15 protein-coding genes and 1 tRNA gene are annotated in these 12617 nt (G+C 46.3%); 12 read left to right on the plus strand and 4 right to left on the minus strand.

The features are described 5' to 3' along the window. The first annotated feature begins 171 nt into the window (after positions 1-171). The 6 genes from serS (at position 172) to NLBNIHML_RS17875 (ending at position 3975) form a co-directional block, all read left to right on the plus strand. Positions 172-1455: a serine--tRNA ligase gene (gene serS, locus NLBNIHML_RS17850; protein WP_494352444.1), complete on the plus strand. Its 1284-nt coding sequence runs from the start codon at positions 172-174 to the stop codon at positions 1453-1455. 192 nt (positions 1456-1647) lie between these two features. Then, a tRNA-Ser gene (locus tag NLBNIHML_RS17855) sits at positions 1648-1736 on the plus strand. A gap of 192 nt (positions 1737-1928) precedes the next feature. Further along, positions 1929-2270 (plus strand): hypothetical protein, encoded by a 342-nt coding sequence (locus NLBNIHML_RS17860; protein ID WP_253428947.1) that lies wholly within the window; start codon positions 1929-1931, stop codon positions 2268-2270. A gap of 26 nt (positions 2271-2296) precedes the next feature. Beyond that, complete coding sequence (locus NLBNIHML_RS17865; RefSeq protein ID WP_017691325.1) at positions 2297-2473, plus strand: hypothetical protein; 177 nt, start codon at positions 2297-2299, stop codon at positions 2471-2473. A gap of 21 nt (positions 2474-2494) precedes the next feature. Next, a complete protein-coding gene (locus tag NLBNIHML_RS17870) occupies positions 2495-2647 on the plus strand; it encodes a small acid-soluble spore protein P (RefSeq protein ID WP_253428949.1) in 153 nt (50 codons plus the stop codon). Between the two features lie 233 nt (positions 2648-2880). Beyond that, positions 2881-3975: a hypothetical protein gene (locus NLBNIHML_RS17875; protein ID WP_339258194.1), complete on the plus strand. Its 1095-nt coding sequence runs from the start codon at positions 2881-2883 to the stop codon at positions 3973-3975. Between the two features lie 263 nt (positions 3976-4238). Here the strand turns inward: NLBNIHML_RS17875 and NLBNIHML_RS17880 are convergent, their stop codons facing one another. Together NLBNIHML_RS17880 and tadA are read right to left on the minus strand one after the other, a co-directional pair. Further along, positions 4239-4808: a GNAT family N-acetyltransferase gene (locus NLBNIHML_RS17880; protein WP_339258196.1), complete on the minus strand. Its 570-nt coding sequence runs from the start codon at positions 4806-4808 to the stop codon at positions 4239-4241. A gap of 43 nt (positions 4809-4851) precedes the next feature. Beyond that, complete coding sequence (gene tadA / locus NLBNIHML_RS17885; RefSeq protein WP_339238963.1) at positions 4852-5358, minus strand: tRNA adenosine(34) deaminase TadA; 507 nt, start codon at positions 5356-5358, stop codon at positions 4852-4854. 333 nt (positions 5359-5691) lie between these two features. Between tadA and NLBNIHML_RS17890 the strand changes: the two genes are divergently transcribed. After that, positions 5692-8031 (plus strand): ATP-binding protein, encoded by a 2340-nt coding sequence (locus NLBNIHML_RS17890; RefSeq protein WP_339258198.1) that lies wholly within the window; start codon positions 5692-5694, stop codon positions 8029-8031. A gap of 18 nt (positions 8032-8049) precedes the next feature. Further along, positions 8050-8751, plus strand: a complete 702-nt coding sequence (locus NLBNIHML_RS17895; protein ID WP_339238966.1) for a pseudouridine synthase — start codon at positions 8050-8052, stop codon at positions 8749-8751. 122 nt (positions 8752-8873) lie between these two features. Here the strand turns inward: NLBNIHML_RS17895 and motB are convergent, their stop codons facing one another. Both motB and motA read right to left on the minus strand, forming a co-directional pair. Further along, positions 8874-9692: a flagellar motor protein MotB gene (gene motB, locus NLBNIHML_RS17900; protein ID WP_339238967.1), complete on the minus strand. Its 819-nt coding sequence runs from the start codon at positions 9690-9692 to the stop codon at positions 8874-8876. Next, positions 9679-10479 carry a flagellar motor stator protein MotA gene (gene motA / locus NLBNIHML_RS17905; RefSeq protein ID WP_339242860.1) on the minus strand — a complete coding sequence of 267 codons (801 nt, stop codon included), beginning with the start codon at positions 10477-10479 and terminating at the stop codon, positions 9679-9681. Before motA ends, motB begins: the two co-directional genes overlap by 14 nt. Positions 10480-10713: 234 nt before the next feature. Here motA and NLBNIHML_RS17910 point away from each other — a divergent pair, with 234 nt between their 5' ends. The 4 genes from NLBNIHML_RS17910 to rbsK all read left to right on the plus strand — a co-directional run bounded on the left by NLBNIHML_RS17910 (position 10714) and on the right by rbsK (position 12584). Next, on the plus strand, positions 10714-11007 hold the full coding sequence (locus NLBNIHML_RS17910; protein WP_253428962.1) for a hypothetical protein: 294 nt from the start codon (positions 10714-10716) through the stop codon (positions 11005-11007). A gap of 95 nt (positions 11008-11102) precedes the next feature. Continuing rightward, the gene (locus NLBNIHML_RS17915) at positions 11103-11228 is read left to right on the plus strand and encodes a hypothetical protein (RefSeq protein ID WP_494352445.1); all 126 of its coding nucleotides are present in this window, start codon (positions 11103-11105) and stop codon (positions 11226-11228) included. A 30-nt stretch (positions 11229-11258) separates the two neighbouring features. Beyond that, positions 11259-11555, plus strand: coding sequence for a 4a-hydroxytetrahydrobiopterin dehydratase (locus tag NLBNIHML_RS17920; RefSeq protein ID WP_062838136.1), 297 nt, complete (start codon positions 11259-11261; stop codon positions 11553-11555). A 45-nt stretch (positions 11556-11600) separates the two neighbouring features. Then, the gene (gene rbsK, locus NLBNIHML_RS17925) at positions 11601-12584 is read left to right on the plus strand and encodes a ribokinase (protein ID WP_339238971.1); all 984 of its coding nucleotides are present in this window, start codon (positions 11601-11603) and stop codon (positions 12582-12584) included. Positions 12585-12617: the final 33 nt, after the last annotated feature.

Here is a 12617-nt window from a genome sequence, read left to right on the forward strand (position 1 = left end):
GCCTGTATCTGCTTCATAGCGGGAATCGCAGCGGAGGGTCGCACCGGGAGCATAGGTTGTTTTTGTGGTTACAGATTCCGATAAGTATATAGTAAGGTATACACAGTAGATTTTTGAGAATCGATTTAACATAAGGCTTCACTTCGTGGGGTTATTTAGGAGGGGTATATCGTGCTTGATGTGAAAATATTGCGGAATGAGTATGCACGTGTAGAGGAAGCATTGACTAAACGTGGCAAATCGTTGGATCTTATCGCTGGATTTACCGAGATGGATACCAAACGGCGGGAATTGCTTCAAGAGAGTGAGACGCTCAAGAGCCGTCGGAATACGGTCTCTGCGGAAGTTGCTAGACTGAAGAAGAATCGTGAAAATGCAGATGATCTGATTGTGGAGATGCGCGAAGTCTCTGATCGAATCAAAGCCATGGACGAAGAAGTTCGGGAACTGGAAGTGAAGATCAATGATCTCACCATGGCGATTCCGAATATTCCTAACGAAAGTGTACCTGTTGGAGCTTCTGAAGACGACAATGTTGAGATTCGTCGTTGGGAAGAGCCAAAATCATTTACTTTTGCGCCAAAAGCCCACTGGGAAATTGCTCAAGATCTCGATATCCTTGATTTTGAAGCAGCTGCCAAAGTAACAGGATCTCGGTTTACCTTTTATAAAGGGCTGGGTGCCCGTCTGGAACGTGCATTGATTAACTTTATGATGGATCTGCACAGCGATCAACATGGATATGAAGAGATTCTGCCTCCATACATCGTTAATCGGGATAGCTTGTTTGGAACAGGTCAACTGCCTAAGTTTGAAGAAGATCTGTTCAAGTTGAAAGATACCGAATATTATCTGATCCCTACTGCTGAAGTTCCGGTAACGAACTATCATCGCGAAGAGATTCTGAATGTAGATCAATTGCCGAAGCACTTTGTGGCATACAGCTCATGTTTCCGTTCTGAAGCCGGTTCGGCAGGACGGGATACACGCGGATTAATTCGTCAGCATCAGTTTAACAAAGTAGAGCTGCTCAAGCTCTCTACACCGGAGACTTCGTATGAAGAGTTGGAGCAAATGACTCAAAATGCGGAGCGTGTGCTTCAATTATTGGGATTGCCGTATCGCGTTCTGACACTGTGTACCGCAGATATGGGCTTCACTTCAGCTAAAACGTATGATATTGAAGTATGGTTACCTGAGAGCAACACCTATCGTGAGATTTCCTCCTGCTCCAACTGTGAGGACTTCCAGGCACGCCGTGCCAATATCCGTTTCCGCAGAGAGCCAAAAGCCAAACCGGAATTTGTGCATACATTGAACGGGTCAGGATTGGCCGTTGGACGGACGGTTGCCGCTATCCTGGAGAACTATCAACAGGAAGATGGTACGGTTGTTATTCCTGAAGCATTGCGTCCCTATATGGGCGGCACAAGTGTGATTGTACGTCGCTCTTAAGCGAAAGTTAACCATCCTTATCAAGAGGAATACAACTTCAATCCGTCATTTTGAATGACGGGTTGGAGTGTTTTGTATTAAAAGGGCATTTGTCTGATATGAATCATAAATTTTAATATAAAAAAGGTTGCATTATGTTGTCGAGATATGGTATGATACTTTTCGTGGCAAGTTTATAAAAGTTAATTCCCTGGAGAGGTACCGAAGCGGTCATAACGGGGCGGTCTTGAAAACCGTTAGGGGGCAACTCCACGTGGGTTCGAATCCCACCCTCTCCGCCATACTACACTTATAACAAGGATTCGAGCGATCTCGCTCGGGTCCTTTTTTGCGTTATGCGATTGTTTAACGGAGTGATGGTACGGGGTGGTGACCCCTGTATACGTCGCTCAGTACAAAATTATATTTTGAGTACGTCTGATATGTATAAAAACATCTTCATCGCCGCACTTTATAGGAGTGGAGGTGGTAAGATGAATCGCGAGTTAAACATCGATCAGACAGAGCTTGTAGGGGCTTGGCAAGAGCGTTTGCCTCAAGTCTTGAATGTGGGTGATCAGGCTCAAGTAATGGCGGATGAGGCCGATCAGCAGGCCATTCGGATACACATTGCGACAGCAGGTCATGAGATGTATTCTTTTGATTTCAAATGTGAGTATGTGGATTCCCGTGAAGTCAGTGTCCAACTGATTGATGTGGAACGGGATGGACGAACGACAGATGAGCGTACAGAGCCAATTCAGGAACTGGCCCACGATTATACAAGGCACATTCACGAATGTGCTCAGTCGTTACAATCCCAGACGCGACAATAGTTTGAAACCTCAAGGAGTGAACACATTTGACTAAAGCCAAAGCGGGAGTAGACAAAAACCTGCAAAATGTAGTTGATGATCTGGAGCAGCCAGCCGTAAACAGTCACCATGCCCAGCAAATTCAGCAAGATATCAATGATCGCCGTCATCAGGATGCACTAAATCATGATAAAACGGAAGATAGGGACCCATCCCATTCCTAACATTGATGAGGGGGTAACATTATGAGCAAACCGAAAACAATTCCTGTACCGGAAGCGCAAGCTGCCGAACAGCATCATCATTCATCCAAACGTTCTTCCATGCAGGAGCCATTATCCGGTTCCAAAAAAGTAAAAAATCAAAATCATGTGGATCATTTGAATCCCCAAGGTTAACTTAAAAGAAGATTTACTCAAAAGTCCCTTGTTACCTAACAGGGGGCTTTTGCGTATTCATACATATACAAAGACAGGCACATGGTTATTTCCAAACCTCACGTAGGTCTTTGTAGCCATTTTAAAGAGGAAAGATCACATTTTTCCCAAATTAGGTTTCAGTATCTGGTGATATGGTATATCATTGATATTGAATTACTTTTTTTGGGGTTATCACGAGAGGAGAGAAACAAATGACTAAACGTATGGGGGCGCTTCTTCTTACGTTGCTGTTGACCGTATCCATGGCCTTGACAGCATGTAGCAGCAAGCAGGAACCAAAAGAGGCATTGAAGACGGCTGCGGCCAATGCTTCCAAATTAACTTCGTATGAAATGAGTTCCAACTTCACTATTAATGAATTGAGCTATAAACCTGGGGATGCATCTCAAACGGATCCGAGCATGACTCAGTTTATGAGCATGTTGAAGGATGCTCAGTTGAATGTAACAGGTGTATACCAAAGTGAGCCAATGCAGACAGAGATGACTCTTGGCATTGAACTTAAAGGCGATATGGGTATGACCTTTACCATTCCAATGGTGATGACGGCTGAGAAGCTCTATGTGAAAGTGCCGAATATTCCTTTCTTCCCGATTCCGGAGAACGTTGTTGGCAAATTCCTGGAACTTGATCTGAAAGAACTGGCTGAGCAAGAGGGTACGGAGTGGAACCCGGATGCTATGGACGCAGCCAAAACTCAAAAGCTGAGCAACGAAGTCATGGACGCAGTGCTGAGCGAATACGATCAAGCTAAATTCTTCAAAAACCTGGACACCAAAGATGCACAACTTCCTGAAGGTGTAGATGCGAAGCAAGTTGTACAATTCTCGGTGAATAATGACAATGTTAAAGAAGCCGTTACTGTACTGGTAACAAAAGCTATGCCTAAAGTGTTGGATATTCTGTCCAAAGAGGAATATCGTGAAATGCTGCAAATGGATCAGGCTGATATCGACAAAGCTAAAGAAGATTTGAAAATCACTGAAGCAGATCAGGCTGAAATGGCTAAAGACTTGGATAAATTGAAAGATGTTCTGACAATTAACCAATTCAACATCGATTTCGCATTGGACAAAAACGACTTCCCTGTATATCAGAAGATGGTCGCTGATGTGTTGATCAAGCCAGAAGATACGAAAGACGAAGTGAAACTGGCATTTACCGGTTCCAATACGTACACCAAGATTAACGAAAAAGCAGCATTCAAAATCAACATCCCTACGGGCGATGACGTAATTACTATGCAAGAGTTCGAAGAACTGATGAACGCTTCATACGGATACTAATCTCGCTGAGTTCAAACCGTCTGTGATTCAAGTGAAGGATCATCTCCTTCCGCTTGGATACAGGCGGTTTTTTATGTTACATAGCGTTAAGAGGGGATATCCTCCGAATGATTGATCTTGTATTTTTGAATGGTGGCTAAGGTTACATACCAATAAAACCGCACTCTCTCCTACATAAATAGGGTAGCACGGTTTTAAAGATTGAATGTGCATCATGTTGAATTGGGGATGCAGACAGCTATGTGGTGGAGCTTCTATATTAGTTAATCCGCAAGTTCATCCAAGTCTTCAGCAAGTACAGCATAGATCTGATGATCCTGATATTTGCCGTTGATCTTGAGGTATTTGCGAGCCGTACCTTCAAACTGGAACCCGTTCTTCTCCAATACGCGCTGCGAACCTTTGTTGGTAGGCAATACCGCAGCCTGGACCCGATTTAACTTCAGCGCACGGAAGCCATAGGCTACGGCCAGTTTAACCGCTGCTGTCATTCGTCCGCCGCCCTGATAATCCGGATGGATAAAGTAACCCATATCAGCATAATTGGCAACGCCTAATACGACATTGTTAAGACTTACTTGTCCAATCAACAGGCTGTCTTTAATGGTGTAGATTCCAAATTGGTAACCTGTACCTTCTTCTGCTGCATTGACCCGATCCTCGATTCGTCGAGTCTGAGCATCCAATGTATAGAAATCATCTTCTCGCAAGGGTTCTACGGACTGGTATGGGATTCGTGTGATCTGAATCAGATCCAGATAGGATTGTGTATCTTGGGGTGTGAGCAACCGAAGGCTTATGCCATTGGCTGTATCATAGAGGGTTAACGCCATTACAGCACACTTCCTTTCCAATTGGGATGTTTGTAGTCGGTAATTATTTTAACTTTTGACGCAGACTTCTGAAAAATTGAGTTAGCATCGTGGAGCATTCGGGCTGAAGAATATCCGGGATCACTTCGGTTCGATGGTTAAATCGAGGCTCCTGTAGCAGGTTCATCAGTGTACCTGCACAGCCTGCCTTGGGATCAGCCGTACCAAAGATTACGCGGGGAACCCTGGATTGTACAATGGCGCCTGCACACATGGGACAAGGTTCCAGTGTGACGTACAGAGAACAATCCAACAAGCGCCAAGCTCCGATGGTCTCGCTTGCCTGACGAATAGCCACCATCTCTGCATGGGCGGTAGAATCCAGTGTCGTTTCTCGCAAATTGTACCCTCGGCCAACAATTTGGTTATTTTGTACAATTACAGCTCCAATCGGCACTTCCCCAAGGGCCTCGGCTTTGTATGCCTCAGCAATGGCCTCCCGCATCCAATGCTCATGTTGAGCTTCCTCGGATAATTGTGAAAGGTCGGGCTGGAGAGAATGGTCATTCATTACAATATAACTCCTTCCAAAAAGCATTTATTCAGCGAACAGGCATTCGGGTTGTTAACATGTTGTGTATAGAAATGTGGATAACCGTATAGTTGCTCACATAGTTATAAACAAACTATCCACAAGCCTGTGGGTATGTGGACAAATACAGTGATTAATTTCATTGTAGAGTTCAAAAATGCAAAAAACAACGAATTTCGAGCTTTTCCGTCATTCGGTAACTTTTGGTCACAGGTCAATTATCCTTTTCAAAAAGACATACAAGCGTTATGATGGAGATAGGTTTTGCCATATATCGCCAGAGGGTACAAGCCGAGAGGTGAACAAAAAAACTTGTCTATTAAAACGAAATTATCCATGATTATGTCCTGCTCAGTGCTCGTTATTTTAGTGTTGAATATCGCACTGAGTTATTATACTACAGAAGAGAATCTGAGGCAGGACAGTGAAACCAAGATGGTACTCACTGCAAAGCAGATTGCAATTGCTGTCGAACAGAATCAATACAGTTCAGATTATGTAAAAAGGCAGATTGGAAACAATCTGTGGCTTGCTGCTGTCATGGCAGCGGAAGAGTTGGACCCGGATATTAATAATATCACAAATGAAGAACTTGTTCGCTTGAGTCAAAAGGTCGGCGTTTCGCATATTTCATTGATGGAACAGACGGATGATGATATTGTGGTTAGCCGTTCATCAGATCCAAGAGAGATCGGGCTGTCCACCAAATCCATGACCTATTGGTATCAGGCGTTTAAACAATTATTTGAAAAACAACAGGTAACGATTCCTCAAGGGCAGAAGCTGGAGCATTTCTGGTCCGATGGTTTCGAGTATTCGACATCCAGTCCCTCGGATATTGATATCTGGGGTTACTACCATGATGGAAAGAGAAACTACATAATCAATCCCTTCTATAATAATACGGAAGTTGATGACTATGTGAAAATCTCTAGTCCGGATGAGATTTTGAATAAAATCCGTGAGGTCAATCCCTCCATTCTGGAGATTACAGGCATCAATCCATTGACTTTTGGCAGCCCGAACATGGGTGATGACGGAAGAGATTCGAATTTTAGCAAGTTGAATAACAGACCTATTCGGTTTGGCACGTATCAGTATGGATCTACTGATGAAGATCATCGTGCTGTTGTCCGCGCCATTCGGACAGGGCAGAATGTATCTTTTGTCAGTGAAACGCACGAACAGAAGGTGCTGAAGAGTTTTATCCCTATTTTCACACCTAATCAGTCTTCATATGTCATCAGTATTGTCATGGACTATAAGCAAATATCCTCCATGGTGTCTGAGCAACTGGTGAGCCATGCCTCAATATCGTTGGTGTTGCTGGAGATCGTGATCTTTGGTAGCTATCTGCTCGCAGGTTATATTACGCGTCCGATCCAATCCATACTGGGCAAAGTGAATGATGTAGCGGATGGACACTTTGACTTCCGTCTGAAAGTACGGAGGAAGGATGAACTCGGCCAACTGGCCAATCGGATTAATGCCATGATTCGTAATCTGGGCCATTATACGAGTCGTCTGAAACAGATGTATGAAGAAAATCGCGCGGTAAAAGAGCATCTGGAGTCCATTATCAATCAGACAGCCGATGCCATTCATATTACGGATCTTGAAGGGAAAGTGCTGCGGGTTAACCGGGCATTTGAACAATTATATGGCTTTCGAAGTCGCGAGGTGGAAGGTCGTAATCTGAAAATCATCCCGCCAGAGGCAGAGGAAGAAATGAAACGTCAGCATGCCCAACTCGTTGAGGGAATGTCTATTACGTCCAATGAAACCACCTGGATGAAGAAAGATGGGACTCGTGTAGAAGTCAGTGTCAGTACGGCTCCAGTACGAGATGAAGCTGGGGAGATTACCGCACTCATTAGTGTCTCCAGAGACATTACGAGCCGTAATCGGATGGAAGAGCTGCTCAGACGCTCTGAGAAGCTAACAACCGTGGGCCAGCTTGCGGCAGGTGTCGCGCATGAAATACGTAATCCACTCACCACGCTGCGCGGATTCCTACAGTTACAGCAAGAGAGCAACAAGCTGAATCATCGTCATCTGGATCTGATGTTATCGGAGCTGGATCGCATCAACCTGATTGTTGGTGAATTCCTGATTTTGGCCAAACCGCAGGCGGTTCATTTTCAGAATCGGGATATTCGTTTTATTCTCGGCGATGTCATCTCTTTACTGGATAGTCAGGCGCACCTGCATGGTGTAGAATTTGTACTGCGTGCCTCATCCGATTCGGCTATGGTACACTGTGAAGAGAACCAGTTGAAGCAGGTATTCATCAATTTGCTGAAAAACGGTATGGAGGCCATGCCAAATGGAGGAAACATCCACATCAAGCTCAAACATGACGAGCAGTCAAAACGCGTCAGAATTGAGATCAGGGATGAAGGCATTGGTATCCCGGAAGAGATGATGCCCAAGCTTGGGGAGCCTTTCTTTACGAATAAGGAGTCCGGGACAGGGCTTGGTCTGATGGTCAGTCAGCGAATTATTCAATCACATAAGGGCATGATGGATATTAAAAGCGTCATGAACAAGGGAACAACGGTTATTATTGAACTGCCTGCATCCGAGCAACAACCGGAGGTTATTGAGGCAGATCAGGTAACGGATGAACCAATTACAGATGAAGAGAAATAGATGAGGTGAGATTACCTTTTGCGTATTAATAAATTTATTAGTGAAACAGGTTATTGCTCGCGGCGTGAAGCTGACAAGTTGGTGGATCGTGGGCTGGTAACCATTAATGGAGTTAAGGCTGAGCTGGGCAGTCAGGCAGAAGAAGGCGACGATGTACGAATTAATGGCAAACCGATCAATGAAAAGAGAAAACATGTATATATTGCGCTGAATAAACCGATTGGAATCACAAGTACTACTGAGCAGCATATTCAGGGGAACATTGTTGATTTTGTCGGACACGATGAACGTATCTTTCCAATTGGACGTCTGGATAAAGACTCGGAAGGTTTGATTCTGATGACCAATGACGGAGATATCGTTAACCGGATTCTTAGAGCAGAAGGACGCCATGAGAAAGAGTATATCGTCACTGTTGATCGAACGGTCACGCCGAGTTTCCTTAGAGGTATGAGCACCGGAGTTAAGATTTTGGGTGAAATGACACTGCCTTGTACCGTGACCCGGATGACGGATCGGGTATTCCGTATTATCCTGACCGAAGGAAAGAACCGTCAAATTCGGCGGATGTGTAGTGCCTTTGGCTACGAGGTTCGTAAGCTGAAGCGGATTCGGATCATGAACATCCATCTTGGAGAAATGGCAACCGGTTCTTGGAGAGAGCTCACCGCTGCTGAAAAAGCGGAGCTGGGCGGTCTGCTGGACTATTCACTGGAATAGTCGATTCGACTTTCTTCGACCCAATAAGAGCAATAATTATTGAAGAAAATATAAAAGCAAAAGACCGCTCCCTATCGTTAGATGGAGAACGGTCTTTTTGGTCATTGGCGGCCTAGTGGCTTTTAATTTCCTCCGCCAACGGCTTTTACATTGGTATTGTTACTTTGATACTTCCGAATGATAGAAACCTCCACACGGCGATTCTGTGCCCGTCCGGCATTGGTGTCATTACTGGCAACCGGGTGATACTCTCCATAACCACTTGGTGTGAATTTGGAAGGGTCCAATTGTGTGTTCAGCAACAGGATTTTCAGGAAGTTAAGCGCACGGTCTGCACTCAGATCCCAGTTATCCTTATATTGGTTGTTCGAAATGGGAATATTATCGGTATGACCGGATACAACCACTTCGTATTCAGGAAATTCTTGCAGCATGCTTGAAATGGCTTTGGCCAGGGATCGTGATTCAGGCTTCACATCTGCTCGGCCTGAGGAGAACAGGGCGTTATCACTGATGGTGATTTTCAATTCAGACTGATTCAGCTTGGTGTTCAGCTGGTCCGAAAGGCCGTTCTTCGAGATATACTGGTCAAGCCGTTTCTTGAGCTTCTCCAGATCTTCCTGCTCTTTTTGAGCCATTTGTGCATCCGTAATCTGAGCTGGTGTTTTTTTAGTGATTTCTGTAGGTTCCTGTTTGTTCTTACCCAAGTCAACACCTGGCGTATCCGGATTCATGGACGTATGATCCAGAATACCAGAGCCTCCATTCAATGCACTACTTAGTGCGGAAGCCATCTGCTCGAACTTGGCCGCATCGAGTGAACTCATGGAGAACAACGTGATAAACAGGGCAAGCAACAAGGTCATCAAGTCAGAATAGGGAAGCAACCAGCTCTCGTCTATATGTTCTTCATGTGGTTCGTGCTTTTTAGCCTTTTTCACCTGATGATCCCTCCTTCTCTTCCAGTTGTTTGCGTTCGGAAGGTGTCAGGAATACGGATAACTTTTGATTGATGGCAATGGTGGATACACCAGATTGTATGGATAACAACCCTTCAACCATCATCAGCTTGATCTCCATTTCTTGCTTGGACATCCGCTTCAGTTTGTTAGACATCGGGTGCCATAACACGTAACCACTAAATATACCAAGGAGTGTTGCGATAAATGCTGCCGCAATCGCATGGGAGAGTTTCTCCATGTCACTGAGATCGGCAAGTGCTGCGATGAGGCCTACAACGGCCCCGAGAACCCCGAGCGTTGGCGCGTACATCCCCGCCTGGGCGAAGATCAAGGCACCGCCGCGGTGGCGCTCCTCTGTAGCATGAATATCTTCCATCAGTACATCACTTACAAATTCCTGATCGTTGCCGTCGATAATCATACGCATACCGCCACGAAGGAACTGATCGTCAATCTCTTCTACTTTTGATTCCAGTGCAAGCAAACCTTCACGACGGGTAGTGGAAGCCCAATCCATAAACGTGCCGATCAGAGACACTCGATCAATAAGTACTTGATTTTTGAAAATAATCGCGAAAAGCTTAGGGATTTTCTTAACTTCTGACATAGGAAATGCAATAAAAATGGTTCCTGCCGTACCAACAAAGATAATAACGTAGGCTGCCGGATTGTTAACCAGGTTGATTAAGGGCGCACCCTTCAGGAACATACCGAGTACAAGGGAGACCAGCCCAAAAACTAGTCCAATAATCGTTGAAATGTTCATCATACACCTCATCCATGAGATAAAATTGAATCCTTTCAAGCGGCTGTATTCGGGCTTCCGGACGAATTTTTGGCCGCAATCCGTTCAATGTTAGGCATTCCTTGCGGTTGCTAAAACAGTTCAAACGGTCATATATAGTATTTATCGACCAGAAGGCCTTTTTTTTTAAGGGCTATTTTCAGGTATAATAAGATCAAATCCGCTCCTTAGGGGCCGAATAGGAGTGAAAAGCCAATGGGCGTAAAGCATGGACGGGATTATGAAGGAATTTTGACAGATCTGACAACGGCAATTGGACGCATACCGGATCGGTATGTTTTCTTTGAAATGGACGCGGAAGAGTGGGAGAGACTTGCTGCACCTGAGCAACTTGAAGTGGATGAGGCGTTGGCGGAAGATTTGTTCTATGCACTGGGCGAAGAGTCTGTGATTCCGGTTGGAAGTGGCGTGGTCATCCATGATAAGGAACAGCACCGCATTCATATTCTGATCGGGGAAGAAGAGTTAACATTTGTACCTTTAATCTAGTGTATATACATGCATTTTAAGGTGTATGAATGGAACTGGAATTTTCCATAAATCCTTATGGTTAGTGGTTCTACGCCATATAAGTTGATTGGATTTTGAAGCTTGTCCGTGGTAAGATGTTACTCGTGAAATGGGCTGATCACATGGCGATGAGCCTGGCCTTTGAGGTTGCTGACGATAGCGCCGAAGGTGTTGGTGGTTATACGGACGCACGTCTGTAATGTACCATCCTATGGGGAGGAAGATAACGCATGGTTTTTTCGCAAGAGGAAGTCGAAGCTCATCTGGGAAGGCTGGAAGGCTGGGAACTGGAAGAGGGACGGTGGATTGTACGCAAATTTGTGTTCTCCAACTACATGAAAGGGATTGCATTTGTGGATGAGGTCGCTGCGATCTCGGAAGCGTTCAATCATCATCCTTTTATTACGATTGACTATACAACGGTTACGCTGCGTCTCACGTCATGGGATGCGGGCGGTATTACATCTGTAGATATTAAGGAAGCAGGGCAGTACAACGAAGCTTATGACAAAATGAGGTCGGAATAACGAAGTTGGTTATTATCGCGCGGTCGGAAGTGAGTGAACCCATACATGTCAGACTATAATCAGGAACAACCTCTTATTGCTGTCGTAGGCAGTCTCAATATGGATCTCGTGGTGAAGACAGATACGATTCCGGAAGAGGGAGAGACAGTGAGCGGTGAGGAACTCCACTATCTCGCTGGCGGCAAAGGCGCAAATCAAGCTGTCGCTGCTGCGCGTCTGGGTGGACAGACCACAATGATTGGTGCGGTGGGATCGGATAGTTTTGGCGAACGTCTGCTGCACAGTCTGACGGAAAGTGGTGCAGATGTCTCGCAGGTTCGCAGATTGGAAGACACGGTTACAGGGACAGCTTCCATCTGGCTCTCTCGGGGAGACAACCGGATTATCGTTATTCCTGGTGCGAACGGGCAAGTAGTGCCTGAGATGCTGGAAGAAGCGGATACGGTAAAAAGCCTGACTGCAGCCGCAGCGGTGCTGCTACAGCTGGAGATCCCGCTGCCAGCGGTTACCCGCGCCGCCCAACTGGCGGCTGAAGGCAGCGCACTGGTAGTGCTCAACCCGGCTCCCGCGGTGCCGGGTCTGCCCCAGGAGCTCCTGCGGTGCGTGGACGTTGTCACGCCGAACCGCAGTGAGCTTGCCGTGCTGACCGGCCGGGATCATCTCCGGCCGGAAGACCTGGATGCGGCGGTCGCAGAGCTCGCCGCATCCCTCGGGGCCGCTGTCGTCACGACGCTCGGCCCCGAGGGGGCTGTGTACGCGGCGGCGCCTGGTGGCCGCGTACAGGCAGGGCGTGCCGGCGCATGCCGTGCGCCCGGCTACGCCGTAAGCGCCGTCGATACGACCGGCGCTGGCGATTGCTTCAACGGCGCGTTGGCGGTAGCCCTCGCGCGCGGTGAGACGTTGGACGCGGCCGTAGGCTTTGCCATGGGTGCGGCCGCGTTATCCGTGACGAAGCTCGGCGCCCAGTCCGGGATGCCGTCCGCACGTGAAGTGGAGGCCTTTCTGGCCGAGCATGCGGCAGATGCCTAATCAATAGCATAACAAAGAGGCTCTTATTCTCCC

It is taken from the genome of Paenibacillus sp. JNU01, assembly GCF_059130585.1.

Excerpts from the sequence above, each read along its gene's own strand:
- NLBNIHML_RS17860 (WP_253428947.1), top strand. The coding sequence starts at position 1,929 with ATGAATCGCGAGTTAAACATCGATCAGACAGAGCTTGTAGGGGCTTGG.
- NLBNIHML_RS17870 (WP_253428949.1), top strand. The coding sequence starts at position 2,495 with ATGAGCAAACCGAAAACAATTCCTGTACCGGAAGCGCAAGCTGCCGAA.
- NLBNIHML_RS17875 (WP_339258194.1), top strand. The coding sequence starts at position 2,881 with ATGACTAAACGTATGGGGGCGCTTCTTCTTACGTTGCTGTTGACCGTA.
- NLBNIHML_RS17880 (WP_339258196.1), bottom strand. The coding sequence starts at position 4,808 with ATGGCGTTAACCCTCTATGATACAGCCAATGGCATAAGCCTTCGGTTG.
- tadA (WP_339238963.1), bottom strand. The coding sequence starts at position 5,358 with ATGAATGACCATTCTCTCCAGCCCGACCTTTCACAATTATCCGAGGAA.
- motA (WP_339242860.1), bottom strand. The coding sequence starts at position 10,479 with ATGAACATTTCAACGATTATTGGACTAGTTTTTGGGCTGGTCTCCCTT.
- NLBNIHML_RS17910 (WP_253428962.1), top strand. The coding sequence starts at position 10,714 with ATGGGCGTAAAGCATGGACGGGATTATGAAGGAATTTTGACAGATCTG.
- NLBNIHML_RS17920 (WP_062838136.1), top strand. The coding sequence starts at position 11,259 with ATGGTTTTTTCGCAAGAGGAAGTCGAAGCTCATCTGGGAAGGCTGGAA.
- rbsK (WP_339238971.1), top strand. The coding sequence starts at position 11,601 with ATGTCAGACTATAATCAGGAACAACCTCTTATTGCTGTCGTAGGCAGT.